The sequence below is a fragment of the Pseudomonas sp. JAI111 genome (assembly GCF_024809425.1).
Lineage (GTDB): Bacteria > Pseudomonadota > Gammaproteobacteria > Pseudomonadales > Pseudomonadaceae > Aquipseudomonas.
Genome location: NZ_JANUCB010000002.1, coordinates 158,334 through 179,499 on the forward strand (window position 1 = coordinate 158,334; position 21,166 = coordinate 179,499).

Below are 21,166 nucleotides of genomic sequence, written 5' to 3' on the forward strand. Positions count from 1 at the left end.
ATAAAATCGACACATGTTATTCGCAAAATCGTCGGCATGACTTCGCATCCTAAGATGCGTACGCATAAGTGACGTTCCATGACCTTGGCAAGGAAGAACAGCTTTTCCGAAGCAGTCTCCCAAACTTGGTCATGGGGCAATTCTGTCAAAAATGTGTCCGTTACAGAGTGGGTAACGATCAGGGCTCGAGGCGACGCTGCTGGTAAATCAAGTCGACGATTTCACCATCCGGGGCGTAACCACTGACAGTGTCACGCAGAAGTTGACGAACCCGCGAATAATCATCCCCCTCAACGGCAGACAGCAACTCCATCAATTTGCCTTTGAGCACTTCCCAAGGTAAATGATCTTCCTTGGCGCTCATGATCATCGGGTGCCGGGTAGCGGATACGTTGTCGCCGATCAGCAACTCTTCGTAAAGTTTTTCCCCGGGACGCAGCCCAGTGAACTCAATGGAAATATCGCCGTGCGGGTTTTTCTCCGAGCGAATGCTCAGGCCAGACAGGTGAATCATCTTCTCCGCCAACTCGACTATCTTGACCGGCTCGCCCATATCCAGCACGAACACATCCCCGCCCTGCCCCATGGAGCCGGCCTGGATTACGAGCTGTGCCGCCTCGGGAATGGTCATGAAGTAACGGGTAATCTTCGGGTGGGTAACCGTCAAAGGGCCGCCCGACTTGATCTGGCTGTGGAAAAGCGGAATAACCGATCCCGATGAGCCCAACACATTACCGAACCGCACCATGGTGAAACGGGTCTTGTTGACCCGGGACACATTAGACCTGTCCCCGAATAACACCGGCGCCAGCTCACGACTGAGGGCCTGCAAGGTCAATTCGGCCAAGCGCTTGGTGCTGCCCATGACATTGGTCGGGCGCACAGCCTTATCGGTCGAGATCAACACAAAGTTTGCAACACCTGCCTCCAATGCAGCCTGAGCGGTATTGAGCGTCCCGATCACATTGTTCAGCACACCTTCGGCAATGTTGTGTTCAACCATCGGCACGTGCTTATAGGCCGCCGCGTGGTAAACCGTATCCACTTTCCAGGTCTTCATCACATCCAGAAGTTTATGGGGATGACGAATCGACCCCAGTATCGGCAACAACCGGACAGGCAACGACTCACGAACAATGCGATGCTCGAGCTCGGATAAAATGCTGTAGAGATTGAATTCGCTATGATCGAACAACAACAGCGTGGTTGGCCCCAGGGAGAAAATCTGACGACAGAGTTCGGAACCGATCGAACCGCCCGCCCCCGTCACCAAAACGGTCTTGCCCTTGACGCATCGAGCCAACAAATCAGGCTGCGCCGGCACGGAATCCCGGCCCAAAAGGTCAGCAATGTCGACCTCCTGAATGTCGTCCACCTTGACCCGACCGCTGGCCAGATCAGTGAAATTCGGAACACTGCGCACATGGAGCGGGAAGTCCTCCAGAAAATTGAGAATCTCCCTACGCCGCGCACGAGTCGAAGACGGCAACGCGAGAAGGATTTCCTGAGCACCCGTGACGTCGATCATCTGCTGAATATGCTTGGGCTTGAAGACCTGCAACCCGGCAATTGAACGATCCGCGATAGAGGAATCGTCATCGACAAAGGCCACAGGACGCATCACGCGGCCCATGCGCAACGCTGCAACCAACTGGTTCCCCGCGACGCCAGCCCCGTAAATGGCGACTTTGGTCAAACCATCGTCTCGATTGACAAACGGTACATGCTTGGCAGCGGTGAACCAATCGCCCATGAAATACTGACGCATGCACAGACGCAGGCCGCCAATGATCACCAGGCTTAGCCACCAATAATTGAAGATGATGGAGCGCGGCACCACGACTTCGTGATTGCTGTACCAGTAGACCACCACAGCGAGGATGAGCGAGGACAGACTGACTGCCTTGACGATGGCAATCAGTGCATCATTACCAAAGTAGCGCATGACAGCGCGGTACATGCCAAAGCGTATGAAAAGGGGAATGGCGATAATCGAGGCGCTGACGAAGAGCCAGAAATGGGCTTTTAGCGGATTGTATACGTCGTCGATACCGAGGCGAACAATAAAGGCCAGCCACAAAGCAACCCACACCAAAACCACATCGGTGGCAACCTGTATCAGTCTTTTTTGCCTGCGAGGCAAACCCAGCAACACTCTGCGTATTTTATCCATTCAAGCGTTCGAGCCCGTAGCCCCCTCCTTTTGCGCGGTCGTCGATCGGCATTGTAACCTCTTGAGGACGAGATCGCCCAATACTTGCACGCGGCAGGTCCAGGAAGGAGCATTTAGCTGAAAGCCCCGCTATAATTCGCCCCTCTGAACGGCCTGCCGGACAGACAATGCACGGACGCGAAACTCGCTTGAAACCACGGATCGTTGCTGCCGCCAAACTGCTCGTCGATAACCATAAGCTAATCGCTCTGCCCGCTCTCGAGCAGGCGATTTATAGGGAGCACTGACGATCAGACGCTACGACTTAACCCAAAATGCGCTTCTGGGGGTGAGGGAAATTTCTTGGGAGTTCGCCTCTGGCCATGGGATGATAGAAAAAGTGCAAGTCATCAGGCAGAAACGCTATCTCGTATTGCTAGCACACTTTATTCGCCCAACACAAGCACTGCTTTTTTAATAAAAAGCTCTTGTGATGATAGGGCGCGCGTCATACGAAATAGCTGCAGACTTTATGCTGCCTCCTTGCAACAGAGAGGCATTCTGCGCGGAGTACATCCCGCGATCGTAAAAAACTGGAAACTAGACGGGATGGAAAAAGTGACACTCACCCCTCCTACAAGATTACAATCATTGACTGTTTTGACAACCCGGTGTTTCGAATGCTAAACAACTCAATTACCGCCGCCATGGCAGATATAGCGACGGCTGTAAAGCGCTATTCTCTGGTAGGCATGCTCGGATGGCAGGATGTACGTCAACGGTATAGGCGCTCTGCTGTTGGACCGTTTTGGCTCACCATCAGCATGGGCGTTATGATTGGTACCATTGGCCTCGTATTTGGCCAAATATTTAACTCCCCCATGAAAGAATTCCTGCCATTTCTCGCAGCAGGTATGATTCTCTGGAGTTTTATTTCTACCTGCGTGTTAGAGGGCTGCACTAGCCTCATCGCCGCGGAAAGCATTATCAAACAACTCCCAATCCCGTTATTTGTGCATATTTTACGCACAATATGGCGCAACACTTTGATCCTCGCGCACAACATCGTCATTTTCCCGCTTGTGCTGCTGGCTGTTCAGAAACCATTGGGTCTTGGCGCGCTGTTGAGCATCCCGGGCTTTGCACTGCTTGTTCTCAATCTGGCATGGATTTGCTTGATACTGAGCCTTTTATGCGCTCGATATCGCGACCTCCCGCAGATCATTGCGAGCGTCTTGCAAATTGCCTTTTACTTGACGCCAATCATGTGGCTTCCAAGCCTGCTACCTGGCCGAGCCGGCACCTATTTACTGGATATGAACCCCATCTATCACCTCATACAAATCGTCAGGGCTCCCTTGCTCGGACAGGATGTGAGCACTGTTAGCTGGTGCGTGGCCGGGGGCATGGCTCTGTTTGGCTGGTGCATAGCGATCATCATCTATGGCCTCTATAAACGTCGCATTGCTTATTGGCTCTAAGAAGAAAACTATTATGGCTTTTATTGAATTTCATAACGCATGCGTTGATTTCCCTATCTATAACGCAAGTGCTCGCTCTCTGAAAAAGCGACTGATTCAAGTCGCTACAGGCGGCAAACTCAGTGCCAACGAGCAAGGCAGAGTGATCGTCAGAGCGCTGGAAGACCTTACTTTTTCCCTCAATGACGGAGACCGGGTTGGATTGCTCGGTCATAACGGCGCTGGCAAAAGCACATTACTCAGACTGCTGAGCGGCGTATACGCCCCCTCCGCCGGTACCGCCAGTATCAGCGGCGAAGTTGCTTCCCTCATTGATATTTCATTAGGGATTGACCCGGAGGCATCCGGCAGGGAAAACATCTTCATGCGTGGCATCCTGCTCGGGATGACAAAAAGTGATATTGCAGAAAAACTCGAAGAAATTATTGAGTTTTCAGAACTGGGTGACTTCATTGACATGCCGGTACGCACGTACTCTTCCGGTATGCACTTGCGCCTGGCCTTTGCGGTGTCGACGACCATCAGACCTGAAATATTGATCATGGACGAATGGCTGTCGGTAGGGGACGAAGGCTTCAAGCACAAAGCAGAAGCCCGGATGAACGAACTGGTCCAAGCCACCAGCATTTTGGTGATAGCCAGCCACTCCCGCGACCTGGTGCTGCATACATGCAATCGGGTCATTTGGCTGGAGCACGGCAAAATAAAAATGGACTCGGACCCCGAAACAGTTACCAAAGCTTATTTTGGCCACTAGTATTTTCGTGCGCACCAGTAATCCTTAATAAGCTAATAAAACGGTGAACTCATAAAAAACCACTTTATCAAGTTAAGATAAACATTGGTTTTTTATGAAAGTAGCCGCGTAGCTATTGCGGCGTAGAAGCCGAAGCAACAAAGCCTCTTGTCAGCTACACCTAATGATGCAAGTCGACGCAAAGCCGAAAATATTTATCTGCATCCAATCGCTGAAAAAAATCGATAGCCTCGCAACCCCGATTGAACGGGTCATGATGGTGACGCTATTCACCTGCCTGCGCTGACGAGCCCGTCAACAAATTCGACGACCGTGTGAAAATTTCCGCAGCGCGGAGAGAGACGAGACCACCGCTCGGCAAATCTCCCCGCAGAGCTATCGGCCAAGGCTAGCCAAAGCAAATAAATATGCCTATCATCCCGCGCTTATAGATCAAACTATAAATATTCAAGGCCTGACATGTCAGAAAAATTGGAATCCGGAAACAATAGACTATTCCCTCTTGAAGCCTATAGGGGAATAGCTGCATTTATTGTACTTGTTCACCATTTTTTTTTAGGGTTTTCCCCATATACAACTGGATTATTAGGGGACGCACGAAACAAAGACAGCTTAATAGGGCAGCCATATTTCGCTCTTTTTAACGGCACAGCAGCTGTCGGTTTTTTCTTCACCCTTTCCGGGTTTGTTTTGTGCTGGTCCTATTTTAATCATGAAAACCCGCAAAAACTGCTCCTGGCATTTCTTAAAAGATTTCCGAGACTGGCCGCCACGGTAACGATTACAACCGTCGCAAGTTACTGCTTATTCAAGCTTGGCTTTTACTATTTCCACGACGCTTCACAACTTAGCTTGAGCCCATGGCTTGCGACATTTGCTTACGGATGGACGCCAGGGTTTGAACCGAGCTTTTGGGGAGCCCTAACGCAAGGAATGACAACTTTTTTTACAGGACTAGCTAGCTACAATACAAACCTTTGGACTATGAAACCCGAATTTTACGGCAGCATGATTGTCTTTATGCTTGCATGCTTTATTTCAGTAATACTCGAATACCGCTACCTTATTTACGCCTTCATAATTATTTCAATATCTGCACTATTCTATAACGACTTCATATTCCCCTTTGTTGCCGGTACATTTCTTTCAGTTTACCTGGCCAAAAACAAACGTGAAATCCCCTTCCTTACCTCCATAGCACTCATTATTTTCGGGCTATACATGCTGGGATATATGATCCCGGAAAAATCATACTCATGGGCATCAGCCATCCCAGACATTATGAAAGTGCACACCCAAACCTTGCTCCACACACTGGGTTCCGCTTGCATAATATTCGCAACCATGGGCAATCAAAGGGTGTTTAAGAGCCTGGACGGCAAACTTTTAAGAGGCATTGGAAAAATCAGTTTTCCGCTCTATCTTGTCCACACCCTTGTGATCTGCTCGCTATCAAGCTACGTATATATCAAACTTGCAAATCACGGAATCAGCAACACACAAAGCTTAATTATCGTGTTTATTGTCACCGCTACCACTTCAATTGCATTAGCAGTACCACTCTCTCGTTTTGATGACTGGTGGGTTAAGCAGGTCAATTCAATCACACGGAAACTATTGAAAGAGAAACAATTAGCCTGACTTGACCGAACAAGACGCACCTGCCGATCACCGACAAATCAGATACAGGTGGGTAAATGGTCTTTCACGGATGACAGGAGATACAGAAACAAGAACGCCGATTTGATGGATGATGTTCGCGGGTGCAAAAATATCCAACAAATCGGCGTTCTTATACGTAATATTCTGGAAGGGCTTTTAGACACAAACACAAACTGGCCGGATGGTGACCCTCTACAGCTCGATTTGACGCCTCATACCCCCGCTTTTGAAGCCTTCCCAAAGATCGTAACCGCCCCATAAGCTCACCTTCCAAGAAGCAGGCTTATGGGGGTGCTTACATCATTAACTCAATGTGCTTATTCCGGATTTTCCAATAACCAAGCAGCAAAGCGCTCCAATCCATGATCGAAGCTCACGAAAGGGACCCACCCCAAACCCAAAGACTGTTTGGCGCGTTCGATATCCAGGACACTGACAGGCACATCAAATCCGCGACCCGACAAGTATTCACGATTGGCATTTCGCCCCGTGACCCTCTCGATCGCGTCGAGAACCTCATTGAGACTATGTCCGCGCCCTGAACCGATATTGAACACATGTTCTTCACCGGATTGCGCTGACGATGCCAACAACGCTCTCACCACATCAGAGACATGAATGTAGTCGCGTACAACTGTGCCATCGCCCCAAATCTCAACCGTCTCGCCACGCAGGACTTTGCCAAGGAATACGGCAACCGCGCCTTGGCTGGCATAGGTGCGCTGCCCCTCACCAAAAGGGTTTGCAAGACGTAGAACAGTATAATCAAGGCCGTGTAAGCGATGGAAAAGCGCCAAATATTTCTCGATCGCTAACTTGGAAATTCCATAGGAACAGGCCGGGTCAGTAGCATGGGTTTCTGGAATAGGTACTTGCGTAGGGTCTCCATACACCGTGCCACCGGAGGAGATAAAAATAATCTTCCTCAGGCCGGACTTCACCGCGAGGTTTAGCAGGCGGATGGTCGCAACGACATTGCTCTCCACATCGAAGACGGGATCGGCATTCGAAGACTTGGGGAGGGTCGTAGACACCAGGTGATAGCAAACATCGCAACCTTCCAATGCCTTGGCGACTTCGGCCTCACTGGTGAAGTCTCCTTCGCAAAGCTCGAAATTAGGATGACTGAAGTGGGACTCACCCAACGGCGCCACATTGGGACGATCGAAACAGCGCACAAAATGCCCCTGTTCGAGCAATGCGTCTATCAAGTGGGTGCCTATGAAACCACGCCCCCCCAAAACCAGGGACCGCTTAACGGGATCAGGGGAAGTGTTCTCGGAATTATTCAACGTTGCCCTCCAGCGCTTGATATGGTTGAAACTGCCGCCTTGTGCAGCAGCAGACAAGGCGGGCTTGACCTGCCCCATCCTTGGCAACCATTGCAACGACCTACACTTATTATTTAACGGAACACACTGTGACGGCTAATGATACGTCAAGAGAGGCGGCTTACCAAATTGCCGGAGATCCCGTCTCGCTCTCAGTGCCGGCCTGGCAATCAGCCGGACCGGCCCTGTGAGCCCTCCCCTAAACGCTAGCTGTCCTGCTTACAGCAAGTCCGGCTACAGCTCCTGGACAGTCATGCCAGCGCCTTCGGCCTTCGACGACTGCGCCCTGCTCTGCTGAATGTCACGCTCGAACAACCGAAGATATTGAGAAGCAACGGCGTCAATTCGATATCGACTGGAAACGTCTTTCACCAGACCGACGGCTTCCTTGTATTTCCGTTCATCTGTCGCGAACGCTGCAATTGCGCGGCCCGCGCGCTCGATTGGGACGACCCAATCTTCCAACTCGATGATCTCCCCGGCAACGCCGGTCTCTATCGTCAGCATGTTTTTGATGTCGCCTACGTCCGTGGCAATGTATGGCTTGCCGGCAAACAGACAATCAACAATGGTCAGAGGGAAACTTTCGGACCTGAAGGTCGATAACATGATGCCCATGTCCGCGGCAGCATAATGGCCTACAGAGTTATCACTAAAACCAGCCAGGTAAACGAAGTCCGGCGCACCTGCTTGACAGTACTCGTCGTACACCAGGCCATTACCGACCAATATAATACGGATGTCCCGACCGGAAATTGATCGCGCAAGTTCTACCGCCTGGATCGCTTCGCCCCAGCCTTTATCCGGAATTGCCCGACTGACACAACACAATACAAAAGCATCTTCCGGTATACCCATCTGCACGCGCGAGATTGGAACGATCTCCGGCGGCTGCAACCCGTTAGGAACCTTGACGAAACGGGGCGAAGACTTGTCGTACAGTGAGATGTCCGAGAAGGGAACAAGATTCTTCTCAGCGGTATAGACCCATGTACTGACACCTTTGTCAGCAATGCGCAACTGTTCATCAGTCACTCCATTGCCATGTTCAATCATCCCGTGCAGAGCAGCGACGTGGGCGCCAAGCTCGGAAAAAACATCCGGGACATCGACCGGATACTTCTGAACGTACCACTGGTGGCTATTGAGTGCTTCAATTCCGAAATCATGAATGATCTCTTTCACCGATTCGATATTCGACGTCTCGATCACCGGCACGTCGTTTCTCAGCATCTTGCGAACACCGTCTTCGCGTTTTGGTATCCCGGCGCTAAACAAGGAAACGGAAATACCCTGGCGCTTAAACTCGTTTGCCAGTCGAATCGGAAGAATTTCGGCACCGCCCGGATAGAAGCCGATGGTGGAAACCATCACGTTCGGCAGTCGATCAGCCCTAGCACGAACAATCGAATCATGGTCGTACCAGCGTAGAAACTCTTCTGCGGAGCCCCCGACATAGTGGTCATACAGCTTCTTGCTGGATTCCTCGCAAGCCTCAAGCACCGACATCGGAACATTGTAGAGGGACTGAACCGTTCTGTTCGCCACCCCGAGCTCGCGATAAAAGACCTCTTTGCGATAAGTGGTGTTGGCAGTACTTGCATAATGTCGACGGAAGAAGTTTGTACCCTCAGTGGAGTAAGCAATTTTTCCGCCGCGCAGGATATGCAAATAGAAGACCCAGTCACCGGCCACTTTCATTGACAACCACGACTGATCATCCAGCAGCGGCATATCAACGGGGCGCTTGAAAAGCACGCCACTGGCATTAGGTATTGTATTTTTAATACCCAACGCCGAGCGCACTTCGTTATGCGCCGTGTTTACATAGGAGCCGGCCCATTTATTCGCACACTCCAGATCACTTACATAGTTAAGGAACTGGTCCGGCATAACAACTTCGTCGGTGGTAACGAACTCACATTTCGAGTACGCAAGCATCACCGCTTCGTCATCAAAACAACTAACAAGCGCCTCCAGGAAACGCTCATCACAGTAGTCATCGCTTTCAGCGACCCATACCAGATCACCTGTGGCCGCCTTGATGCCCTTAGCCCATTGATGGAAAACGCCACCCGAATTCGTCTCATTGAACAACAACCGCGTTACATCAGGGTATTTTTCCGCATAACCTGTTAACACCGAACGGCTATCATCAGTCGAACAGTCATCCATCAGGATAACTTCTATGTTCTTGTAAGTCTGGCCATAAATACTATCCAGCCGACGAGCAAGGTAGCTTTCATGATTATAGTTTGGAACAATTACCGAAACTTTTGGCATAATCGTACTGGAATCAATATCCAGCAAAGCGCGTGTTGTTTCGTTCAATCGACCAAAACCGGTGATACTGTCCGGCTCAAGGAAAAGCCCTTCCTGCCAATTGTTCCAGGCATTCACGAACAGTAGACGGCGATCCTCGGGGAGAGCCTTTCTCGCGCCTCTGATCGCCGCGTCAAGCCAACGGCCATAGTCACGAATGTGAAAGCGCGAATACACCAAAGGAGAATATTGCTTAAGCGCAGTTTCATCACGCCCCAATGAAATAGCGTGGAAAACCGGAGTAGCACGAAGATGTGTTTTCTGCGCTCGTACGATCCCTTGCGAAGCAACAAGGTTATACGGAACGGTATCTATTCCATTCTTGTTTTGCGGTGTAAATACGCCAGTTTCGCCAGGCACAGGATCTGCAGAAAGATCAAGCGCGGCGTCACACAAACCATCCAGGTCCTGCGCCAACTCTTCCGAACCCGCAAAACCGAACTGAGCAATCAGGTACACGCCGTCACACAGTTCATTCAAACGCTCACGTAGCTTGCGAATTGAATCAACGATGTCTTCGTCGTACTCATTGATCTTAACCACGATGACGGGGCGCTCATCAACCTGCACACATCGCTTATCAGCTAGAACAGCAACAACAGGCGTAATCAAGTTGTTCGCCAGGCCTTCCTGATGCAAATCTATCTGTACGCAGAAATTAAAGTCGATTTCCGTGTTGGCAAGAAAAATGTCCAGAGGCTGTGGCGACGCTTGCACAACCGAATCTGCGCTCAGCTTGAAGCAAAAGCCAAAAAAGCCATGGCTCTTGGCACTGAGTACTTGCTGGGCGAGCACACGCCCATCCAACGGATCATACAACCCAAGCATCTTGTCTGGACGTGGTCGCTGTGAATTGCCTTTGGCAGCGAATCTGGCACTACGCAACGCCTCCCAGTCAGGCGATACATAGAACGCAAGCAACTTGATGTCGCTGTTGACTTCACCAAAACGGATGTCGTTTTCGTGATTAATGAGTGCATCCGGTACCGCTATTCTATGCTCCGCCGCGCCAGTGACAATGTAATGCCAAAGCGGGTTGAGACCAATGTGCTGAATGTCTTTGTACATTGCGAGGTAGGCGCGCGTATCAAAGTCCATGGAAGGATTTTTACCTTCGCGCCAGCCCTGTTCACAGTAGTGCCTGAGCGGATCTACCGCGACCTCCGGTACATCGCTGTACATTGCAAGGTAGTACTTCTCGTCGAACAATCCTGACTTTTTGACGGCTTCGATCTGTGCCTCGAGCACAGCCTTGAGGACCGGTATCGGTGTATATTCACCATACGGATTGAAAACCGCATTGCGCCCGACGGGACGGCGCTTGACCGCTGTCATTTCGCAAGTGCGAACTGGCAATCTGATTGGACGACCTTCGAGCTGTCCGCATTGAATGTAGTGAAGCAGCGGATGAACCTGAGCCTCGGCAACATCAGCGTTGGCCAACAGATAATCCGAAGGACTGAAAGCGGCGCAAGGATTGCGATTTTCTATCCAGCCCTTGAGCATGTAGTGCTTGAGTGGATCAGTGCCTTTTGCACGCACATCTGCGTTATTGGCCAGGTAATAATCCGGATCAAACAACCCGCTTTCCTGAATCTCACGCAGAGTGTTTTCGTTATAAAGCTCTCGACGACGCCTTAACGAGTCGACAAATTTACTCCATGTCAGCGTTCTGACGTTATGGACGGACTCTCGCACAAACCCTGAAACCATGCGCACAGACGACATTAAACGCCAGGAATGCGAAGAGAGTAATGCCTGGAGCTCCTGCTGCGTCTTGAGCAGATCAGCCTTCAGACTGACATTCTCTTTTTCGTGATCAACCAAAACAGCTTTGAGATCGACTAACTGCCTGTTGAGCACACCCACAGATTGCTCAAGACTGGCGATATGCCGGTCACGCTTAACCAAAGAACCCATGAGCTCTTTTAACTGCGATTCACGTTCAAAGAGAGTCGGATTCAATGACGCAATTCGCTGATTCAAATCCTCGATCTGTTGGGTCAAGTCCTGGATTTGAAGGGAGCGCGCACCGATCTGATGACGACTTTCCCGAATCAGCCGGGCCGCGTCAAACGCGAGATCCAACTGCTCTACCGAAAACGCTTCTGTACGCTCTGGTACTTGCCTGTCGTATTCGAAGACATCAAAATCTTCGGCATACAACTCTTTAATCAAACTCGCACTTCGTTCCGTTATAAAAGCAGGAAGGAAGGGAATGACATTTTCACTTTGCGAAGGCTCTGCAAAAGGATCGGTGGCCTGCTCACCGAAGTGCTCCGATAATGCTTTATGCAGTTCAGAGGAGTTTTCAATTTTGACCAACAAGGAATAATTGATCAAATCCGGACGCAATAGCGTGGCTTGAGGCGCCCAAAAATCTTTTTCAGGTGAAGATGCGCTATTGCTTGCGAGATACTCCAGAAACGCCTCAAAAGCCGCAGCAACATCCGCTATGCTTTTTACCGGCTGCTGTAATAACTCAAACTTTGGATACGATGCGATCTGCTCCGGATCTTGTAACAGTATTTTCGACTGCCATGCAGAGAAGATGCGCTTATAAGGGTTTCGTACGGCGGCAAATCGAAAATATGTATCAGCAAGCAGAGGTTCCAAAAGGTCGTCTATTTCCAGCCCGCTGACATGGGGCGCAACCTTGTGAAACTCGTGAACAACTTGATCAGAATTGCTTCCCGCAGCCTCGCCGACGCCACGCAAGGCTTGTGAACAACCTTCCAGTGACGCAAACCACCACTTCAGGGTAGTACTCGCAACCTTGGGGGTACTAACGTATAAAACCTTGTACTTCTCGGAACGGAAACTGTTCCACTTGAGATAGTCGAAGACTTTTTGTTTGTCCACTGATGACAAATCACTAATATTTAGCATATGCGTCAAAAAATCCTATGGGCATGCTGACTCTCAGCAACGCACTTCCAATCGAGTAAATTATCTGCACTAATACGAACACCCTGTAAGACGGCTACAACCGTAGCCCTACATAAAAGGGTAACACTTGCAAATGACCACTCCTTGGTTCCAGCGACGACTTTACGTCGACGACGTTAGCCCCCTTGGGCCGAGCGAACCTCAAACGCGGTCACTGACCCGGAGCAAACAAGCGCGAAACCAACCAAAACTGATTTATAACATTTTTTGGTCTTAACATTCAAAATAGCTCCGAAATACCGGGGTTCCTTACCTATGGTCTAGCTGCAGCACCCAACAAAAAAGGCTCAACCCCTACCGCCAAGAGCGAAAAACACCTCAAACCCAGGCAGGCACACGTCGGACTGAATCGTTGACGGGGAACAGGACGGGCACCGCTCGAAACCATCCCGGCCCAGGCATGGCCCCTCCCGAGACAGCCAGATTTGCTTACTTTAAAGGGCTGCCGCCGTCCATCTGAAAAAAAGCCTGGATATTGAGGAGCTAAAACCAATAAGAGTCACTCACACGGAATGACTCAATTCACAAAACTCGATACCAAAACCCGCTAAAGCACGATCTCAGGTATAACTCTTACACATTTTCACTGCGTGATTCTTGGCAATATAATATGCGTCATGCAACTGCATATGCCGCTCCACACGTACAGTAGGGTCACCAGGAGTTCTAAACAAAGACGTGGTTTTTGGCACATAAACAAATTTATTGCCATAACCATACCGCAACCAAAGATTCCAGTCTTCGAGACTGCTCATATCGGTTTGAAATCCGCCTCGTTGCAAGAACAGATCCTTTTGGAAAAGGAGAGACTGGATCGCTATATAGTTGTGATCCAGCAGAACTTCATAGTCATATTCTTGCTTGAGAATCGGAGGCACCGCATGACTAACCTCAAAATATTGCCCTTCCACGCCACTGGCAACAGTACCGACCTCCAGCGCCAATGAGTAGGCCCCTACCGCATCAGTATTTTTCGCCAACGCACCAACAAGTACCTCGACGTGATCCGCGAAAAGCAAATCATCATCATCGAGAAACATGCAATATTTTCCGGCTGCCTTTTCCAAACCATAATTACCGGTCACCGAACGACCGACTTTATCGAGGGAGTAGTAACTTACACTCATTCCCTCCGGAAATTCAAAATCAGCCACAACCGAGCTCATCGTAGAACCGCCATCCTCAACGACTATCAACTCGATATTCGGGTACGTCTGATTACACACAGACATCATGGACTGCCTGAGAAATTCTCCTCGATTCTTGTAAGTTCGAGTCACCACAGTAACCAGGGGGTAATCGACCAATGGCTCACCCACCTCCCAGAACGCCCCATCCCTGATCATTTCATAATCAAAGCCCCTGAAAGGAAAATAGCAGTTCTCACTCGGGCCTTTGCCCCGCATGAAATACCGAGCCTTCTTGAATATCACACCGAAGTTTCGGAACACATCGCGACGGGCGCCAGCATAGGGCTCTGGACGGAGTAAAAGCAGGCATTGCAAGATAAAGCCGCCCACTCTATCGCTCAAATTCCCGTAGCGCAGCCTGATATAAGCATTGGCCAGCGTGCTGCCGGTATACTGAATAGGCTTTACATGATGCTCATGCTCATAGGTGTAATGATAAACGACGGCAGACGGGCAATACTTGAGTTGGTATCCATAGGACCTGAAGCGATAGGAAAGCTCGACGTCTTCGCCATACATGAAGATCTCGCGCTCGTATCCACCGACTTGAACGTAAGCCGACCTTCTTACGAGTACGCAGGCATGGGACGACCAGTTGGTTTCCAATGTTACCGGATCGTAATATTTAGGGTGCTCATAGGGTGCCTGCCTCAACTCCCAGGACGCCACCTCAGCCTTGGCATCAGCCAAAGCAGCGGCTACCACTCTGGTTATTGAGTCTTTGGCAAAAACGATATCCACATTACTGACAAGAAAATATTCAGAGTGCCCTTTATTGATTGCCTTTTCATGCCCGGCACCAAAGCCGACATTGCCGCCTTCCAGAATGTCGAAACCCGCCACATCCTGACCAAGCAATGCCCGCCAACGTTGCAATGCTTCGATGGTGTTGTCGGAAGATCCGTTATCAACAAAGAACATATTCAATTTGCTGAGCGGGTAACTTTGCGCCTTTAACGACTCAAAAAAACCATCAATCCACTTGCCACTATTGTACGTCACCACCGACACATCAATAACGGGCTGCGCCTGGACAATCGATGGGTTCTGAAACGGTGAGAAACGGCGATTCAATATAGCCTGGATAGCCTTGGTATTATTCCGCGAATTAATCACTAACATAATGTTTTCGCGCAAACGCTTGAAAAACAAATGTATACGAACACGAATCCACACAAGGAAAGGAAACTTTTGGTAAAAAGGCCGAATAAACGCTTTAGACTTTGCCAAAAAAGAGCGCAGCCCTCGAGAAAAACGCGTTACGACTCGCCAGATTTTTGAAGCAACCATACTGAATAAACCACTCATTAAATCGAACTCCCTAACCAATGCAACTTAGCGACCTGCAAATATCACAACATCAGCGGCAGGTACATCCCTAGATGCTCTACAAGAGAGGCGACCATGCAAACCCGTGTTGATATGTGTTTTTGACGCTTTTTAATTACACTACTTGCTCCGACTCTCCTGCTTTGTAGGTGCGTGCGATAAACAGCAGTGGCGCATAAGCTATGACCATACCAAAAAATCCGGGAATCCAGCCACTTGCTACAGCAATCGACAACGGCATGAGCCATACAAAATTGATAGCGATCGATGCCAGCGTTACTGTTTTATGGCTACGGTGCTTGCGAGAGGCATATTGGTAACCATGACTGCGGTGGGCTTCATACACTTTTTCACCTCGCAAAAGCCTGCGCATCAGGGTCCACGTCGCATCAACAATGAAAACGCCAAGCATGATCAACCAGCTCCAGAGCAACTCGGGCGACTTGGAGGCTGCCTCAATCGACATCCCTGCCAATACAATCCCCAAAAAACCGCTGCCTGCGTCTCCCATGAAAATTTTTGCCGGCGGATAGTTCCAACAGAGAAACCCCCCGACCGCTGCCACCAGAGCCAGAGGCCCCCATGCCAGTTCGAGGTTTGCACTAAACCAATAGACCAGCAACATTCCGAGGCAGACGCTGATCGCTTCAGCACTGGCGAGGCCGTCAATGCCATCCATGAAGTTATAAAGATTCAGCATCCAGACCAAATACAGCACAAACAAAATATTCCCAATCCAACCTGGATCAAGAGTGAGGCCAAAGAGCGTGACGCCAGGAGAGCCTCCCAGCCAATATAACGCCCATATCGAGGCTGCAAAATGGCCTAATAGGCGCCACCTTGCGGCGATATGCCCGTGATCATCGGCAAAACCGATAAGCGCGACCAACAAGCCGCTCCCCAACAAACCAACGAGCGTCGCCAAGCTCATCAAATCAAGACCGCGAAGGATCAGAAGCGCCAACAGAAAGGAAACAACAATAGCTACACCTCCACCCCGAGGAGTAGGCACAGAGTGAGAGCTGCGCTCGTTTGGTGTATCCATCAAGCTATTGGCCAAGGCATAACGACGTAAAACAAACGTCAGCCCCCAGGAAACAACGAATACTGCTAGTAGCAGCCACAAAAAAGTCATTTTGTCTGCGCGTCCAGATAGTGACCTGCGGTTTGGCGCATGGCTTCATCCATGTTGATGGGGGGTGTCCACCCCAATAATTCACGATTTTTGCTGATGTCGACCTGCAATGACCCGCAGATCCGTTGGGCAACGGATTGCTTTCCCAATGCCGAAGCCACCCCTACCAGCAACCACTCTGGCAATGGCAATAGCCAGGCCTTCTTCCCGAGCGCTTTGCCCAGGCGACGTAGCATTTCAGTTGTGGACACGTCCTGGCCGTCACTGACCAGAAAGGTCTGGTTCGCTGCGCCAGGATGATCGATACAGGTGATTACAAGGTCCACCAGGTTTCCGATCGACACAAGGCTACGCTGATTCCGGACCGCTCCCAACGGTAGCGGAATACCTTTGTTGAGCCAGCGCAGCATACTCAGAAAATTGGCTTTAACACCCGCCCCATAGATCAATGGCGGGCGAATGATCACCACTTCCATGCCGGTTTCACGAGCGAGTTGCCTCAGGCCTTGTTCAGCCTCGTGCTTGGACACGCCATAAGGATCCACCGGGGCCGGAGTATCGTCAGCCTTGAACGGCTTGCCTGGCAGGGTGTTTTCGCCATTGACCTTGATCGAACTGATGAAGATGAAGCGTTTGACCCCCGATTCAGCGGCGCGCCTTGCCAACCGGAGAGTGCCCTCCACATTGACCTTGCGAAACTCGGCCAAGGCATCAGAAGCGACTTCGTTCATCACATGAACTCTGGCCGCCGCATGGACGACCGCACTTACATCCTTCAACTCTGGCAAGGCTTCAGGATCATTCAGATCAAAGGGTACAACCGGACACAAACCCTGTAACCGGGTAGGACTGCGAGCGGCTGCGATCGGAGCGAACTGCTTGTCGACCAACATCCTGAAAACCAGCGCTTCACCCACGAAACCGCCCGCCCCTGTGATCAATACCTTTGGGGCTGTCATTGAGCTTTGTTTCCTATCAACGCGGTGAACCAACAGATAAAAAAGAAGAAAATCTTGTCCCGCACCCGACGCCTGCATTGCCAGGCACTGAAGGACAGTTTCATCAGTTCCGTGCGCCGCAATTGCAGCAAGGCGCCTTCAAAGGGCTTCGTCCCCTGCCCCACCAGATCTGCAATCAGGTCAACCTGACCGAACCACCAACCGTCATGAATGGTTTTGTAACGAGCGATCAACGGACTCAGGCCTGTGTTCGCACCGACCTGATTACGCTCGTGCTGCCGGTAATCCATCCCGGGTATCGGGTCGATATACCAACGGTAACCATGACTGCGCGCAAAGGCGTAGCAATACCAGTCATGCAGAGTTACACCTTGCAGTTGCTGCCAGTTGGCGAGCATCGAGCCTTTCAAGGCTTCTGCCAGGCTTTTTCCAAAGACATAGGTACAGCCAGGCCCGGCTGCCTCGAAAAGAAAATCCCAAGTGACCTGAGGCTGCGCCTTGTCCAGCAGCAGGGTTCTGCCGTTTGGCCAGAACGCCGTCACGTTACTGGAGTAGGCATCTACTCCTCGTGCCTGCAGCGTTTGGGTTGCTCTGAGCAGCTTGTCGGGATACCAGATGTCGTCCTGGTCGGCAAAGGCGACGAAGTCGTAGCCATCGAGGTCAACGTCCCGGATCAACCGAAAGAAGTTGCGCGATGCTCCGCCGAAGCGGTTGGCATCCGGAAGCACTACAACTGCTGGATGCTCAGCCGCATAAGCTCTACACCACGCCTCGGTGCCGTCAGTAGAGGGGTCGATGCTAATGTGCAGGGTAACGTCGACCGATAACTGGCCGAGAATCGAAACCAGTTGCTCCTCTATCCACTGCATTCCGTTGTACGCAGCCAGCAAAACTGCAACCTTGGGATGTTTTACTGGCATGCTCTTCCTGCTTGCACGGATTAAACGCTAGGTTTGAAAGTAAACCCTCTCGACTCAGAGGGAACCCAAATCCAGCAGTTTTTGCAGGTACTGACCATATCCAGTCTTCTTCAGCTTGTCGGCCTGAGCGCCCAACTGTTCAGCGGTAATCCAACCGTTGTTGTAGGCGATCTCCTCCAGGCAGGCCACTTTCAAGCCTTGACGCTGCTCGATCGTATGCACGAAGTGACTGGCCTCGAGCAACGAGTCATGAGTCCCCGTGTCCAGCCAGGCAAAACCGCGTCCGAGCATTTCTACATTGAGGGTGTTCCGCTCAAGGTAGGCGCGGTTAACGTCGGTGATTTCCAACTCGCCACGCTCGGACGGCTTAATGTTCTTGGCGATCTCGACAACATCGTTGTCGTAGAAGTAAAGGCCGGTCACTGCATAGTTGGATTTTGGCTTCAGCGGTTTCTCTTCAATGCTAAGAGCGCGACCGGTTTTGTCGAACTCGACTACACCAAAGCGCTCGGGGTCGGAGACGTGGTAGCCAAACACGGTAGCGCCATGTTGTTGAGTGCTGGCGGAGCGCAGGTTGTCCGAGAAATGCTGACCGTAAAAGATGTTGTCGCCCAGGATCAGGCAGCAAGGATCTTCGCCGATGAACTCTTCGCCAATGATGAAGGCTTGTGCCAGACCATCCGGGCTAGGTTGCTCGGCATAGGTCAGCTTGATGCCGTAAAGGCTGCCGTCACCCAGCAATTTGCGGAAACATGGCAAGTCTTCAGGCGTTGAGATAATCAGGATTTCGCGCATGCCCGCAAGCATCAGCACCGACAGCGGATAAAAGATCATCGGCTTGTCGTAGATCGGCAGCATCTGTTTGGAAACACCAAGGGTCAACGGATGCAGACGAGTGCCCGAGCCGCCAGCGAGGATGATGCCTTTACGATTTGTCGTGGTCATTTGTTCAGAACTTCCCTAAGCATTCGGGTTACACCACTTTGCCAATCCGGCAAGTGTAGAGAAAAATTGTCACGCAGCTTCTGAGTATTCAAACGCGAATTCAGGGGGCGACGTGCGGGTGTTGGATAAGCGGTCGTTTCAATCGGGTTAATCGCCATGACGGCGAGCTGTTCACCGTTGGCTTTGGCGAATTCGATCACGTGGCTGGCATAACCGTGCCAGGAAACTTCACCACTGGCAGCCAAGTGGTACAAACCCGATAGCTCGGGACGGTTCAGAATCTGCTGAATGGTCAACGCTGTTACGTCGGCAATCAGGTCTGCACCCGTTGGAGCTCCAATCTGGTCGGCAATAACGCTTAAGGTTTCGCGATCCTTGGCCAAACGCAGCATGGTTTTGGCGAAGTTGTTACCGCGAGCGCCATAGACCCAACTGGTGCGAAAGATCAAATGCTTGCAGCCAGAAGCGGTAATCGCCTGTTCGCCAGCCAGCTTGCTGGCGCCGTAGTGATTCACCGGGGCCACTGGATCGGTTTCTTGCCAAGCCTTTGAACCCTGCCCACTGAACACATAATCAGTCGAGTAATGAATCAACCAAGCGCCCAGGGTCGCAGCCTCTTCGGCCATGACCCCACTTGCCTGAGCGTTCACGCGGTCGGCCAAGTCAGTATCGGACTCAGCTTTATCGACGGCAGTGTAAGCCGCGGCATTGACGATAACGTCGGGCTTGACCTTGCGGATCGTCGCACGCAATGCATCGACGTCAGCCAGGTCGCCAAACAAGCCATCAACCGCATGACGATCCAGGGCAATCAACTCGCCAAGCGGCGCCAGGGAGCGCTGCAGCTCCCACCCCACCTGTCCGTTTTTTCCGAGCAGGAGGATCTTCATGCCTTGCTCGAACGATCACTATAGTTCTGGTCAATCCACTGCTGATAGCTGCCGCTCTTCACGTGAGCAACCCACTCGGTATTACTGAGGTACCACTCGACAGTCTTGCGGATGCCGGTTTCAAAAGTCTCTTCTGGCGTCCAACCCAGCTCGCGCTGGATTTTGCTGGCGTCGATGGCATAACGCTGGTCGTGACCAGGACGATCCTGAACGTAGGTAATCAGGCTGGCATGTGGCCGATAGGCCGAATCCGGACGCAATTCGTCGAGCAGTGCACACAAGGTGTTTACGACTTCGATGTTTTGTTTTTCGTTATGGCCACCAATGTTGTACGTCTCGCCGATAACGCCTTCGGTCACGACTTTGTACAGTGCACGAGCGTGGTCTTCGACGTACAGCCAGTCACGGACCTGATTACCCTTGCCGTAGACCGGCAGCGGCTTGCCTTCCAGCGCATTGAGAATGATCAGCGGGATCAGCTTCTCAGGGAAGTGGCATGGGCCATAGTTGTTCGAGCAGTTGGTGACCAGGGTCGGCAAGCCATAAGTGCGGCTCCAGGCGCGAACCAGGTGATCGGAACTGGCCTTGCTCGCGGAGTAAGGCGAACTTGGCTGATACGGTGTTGTTTCGGTGAAGAGGTCTTCCGGACCTTCAAGGTCTCCGTAAACTTCGTCAGTCGAAATGTGGTGGAAGCGGAAGCTGGCTTTACGCGCATCATCCAGCGCCGCCCAGTAGTGGCGCGCAGCTTCAAGCAAGGTGTAAGTGCCAATAATATTGGTCTGGATGAATTCGGACGGCCCGGAGATCGAGCGATCAACGTGGGACTCTGCGGCCAGATGCATGATGGCATCCGGTTGGTGTTCACGCAGGACACGGTCAATTTGATCGCGATCACAGATATCGACGCGTTCGAACGCATAGCGCGGGTCTTCGCTGACTTCGGCCAAGGACTCAAGATTGCCGGCATAAGTCAGCTTATCGACGTTAACGACAGCGTCAGTGGTGTTGGAAATGATATGACGGATAACCGCCGAGCCAATAAACCCGGCGCCGCCGGTAACTAGAATTTTCACGCGAAACCATACCCTTGAGTTGCTGACAGGGCCGCCAACCGAGCACTGTCGAATCCATGAATGCAAAAGCC

The 21,166-nt window shown here is 51.2% G+C and carries 13 protein-coding genes; 3 read left to right on the plus strand and 10 right to left on the minus strand.

Features of this window, described 5'->3' with window-relative positions:
• Positions 1–178: 178 nt before the first annotated feature.
• Positions 179–2,173, minus strand: coding sequence for a nucleoside-diphosphate sugar epimerase/dehydratase (locus tag HNR03_RS08360; protein ID WP_259152544.1), 1,995 nt, complete (start codon positions 2,171–2,173; stop codon positions 179–181).
• A gap of 659 nt (positions 2,174–2,832) precedes the next feature.
• Here HNR03_RS08360 and HNR03_RS08365 point away from each other — a divergent pair.
• The 3 genes from HNR03_RS08365 (at position 2,833) to HNR03_RS08375 (ending at position 6,031) form a co-directional block, all read left to right on the plus strand.
• Positions 2,833–3,633 (plus strand): ABC transporter permease, encoded by an 801-nt coding sequence (locus tag HNR03_RS08365; protein ID WP_259152546.1) that lies wholly within the window; start codon positions 2,833–2,835, stop codon positions 3,631–3,633.
• Positions 3,634–3,646: 13 nt separating this feature from the next.
• Positions 3,647–4,390, plus strand: a complete 744-nt coding sequence (locus tag HNR03_RS08370; protein ID WP_222587919.1) for an ABC transporter ATP-binding protein — start codon at positions 3,647–3,649, stop codon at positions 4,388–4,390.
• A gap of 459 nt (positions 4,391–4,849) precedes the next feature.
• Positions 4,850–6,031 (plus strand): acyltransferase, encoded by a 1,182-nt coding sequence (locus HNR03_RS08375; RefSeq protein ID WP_259152548.1) that lies wholly within the window; start codon positions 4,850–4,852, stop codon positions 6,029–6,031.
• A gap of 338 nt (positions 6,032–6,369) precedes the next feature.
• Here HNR03_RS08375 and HNR03_RS08380 read toward each other — a convergent pair whose 3' ends face one another.
• The 9 genes from HNR03_RS08380 to rfbB form a co-directional block, all read right to left on the minus strand.
• Positions 6,370–7,422 (minus strand): NAD-dependent epimerase/dehydratase family protein, encoded by a 1,053-nt coding sequence (locus HNR03_RS08380; protein ID WP_259152550.1) that lies wholly within the window; start codon positions 7,420–7,422, stop codon positions 6,370–6,372.
• Between the two features lie 195 nt (positions 7,423–7,617).
• Positions 7,618–12,594 (minus strand): glycosyltransferase, encoded by a 4,977-nt coding sequence (locus HNR03_RS08385; RefSeq protein WP_259152551.1) that lies wholly within the window; start codon positions 12,592–12,594, stop codon positions 7,618–7,620.
• A 620-nt stretch (positions 12,595–13,214) separates the two neighbouring features.
• On the minus strand, positions 13,215–15,152 hold the full coding sequence (locus tag HNR03_RS08390) for a glycosyltransferase family 2 protein (protein ID WP_259152553.1): 1,938 nt from the start codon (positions 15,150–15,152) through the stop codon (positions 13,215–13,217).
• Between the two features lie 136 nt (positions 15,153–15,288).
• Positions 15,289–16,308, minus strand: a complete 1,020-nt coding sequence (locus HNR03_RS08395) for a glycosyltransferase family 4 protein (protein ID WP_259152554.1) — start codon at positions 16,306–16,308, stop codon at positions 15,289–15,291.
• Positions 16,305–17,267: an SDR family oxidoreductase gene (locus HNR03_RS08400; protein ID WP_259153407.1), complete on the minus strand. Its 963-nt coding sequence runs from the start codon at positions 17,265–17,267 to the stop codon at positions 16,305–16,307. The genes HNR03_RS08395 and HNR03_RS08400 overlap by 4 nt, the downstream gene beginning before the upstream one ends.
• The gene (locus HNR03_RS08405) at positions 17,264–18,187 is read right to left on the minus strand and encodes a glycosyltransferase (protein ID WP_259152559.1); all 924 of its coding nucleotides are present in this window, start codon (positions 18,185–18,187) and stop codon (positions 17,264–17,266) included. The genes HNR03_RS08400 and HNR03_RS08405 overlap by 4 nt, the downstream gene beginning before the upstream one ends.
• Before the next feature lie 54 nt (positions 18,188–18,241).
• Complete coding sequence (gene rfbA / locus HNR03_RS08410; RefSeq protein ID WP_259152566.1) at positions 18,242–19,132, minus strand: glucose-1-phosphate thymidylyltransferase RfbA; 891 nt, start codon at positions 19,130–19,132, stop codon at positions 18,242–18,244.
• Entirely contained in the window at positions 19,129–20,022 is an 894-nt protein-coding gene (rfbD, locus tag HNR03_RS08415; protein ID WP_259152568.1) for a dTDP-4-dehydrorhamnose reductase, read from the minus strand. The genes rfbA and rfbD overlap by 4 nt, the downstream gene beginning before the upstream one ends.
• A complete protein-coding gene (rfbB, locus tag HNR03_RS08420) occupies positions 20,019–21,095 on the minus strand; it encodes a dTDP-glucose 4,6-dehydratase (protein WP_259152570.1) in 1,077 nt (358 codons plus the stop codon). Before rfbB ends, rfbD begins: the two co-directional genes overlap by 4 nt.
• Positions 21,096–21,166: the final 71 nt, after the last annotated feature.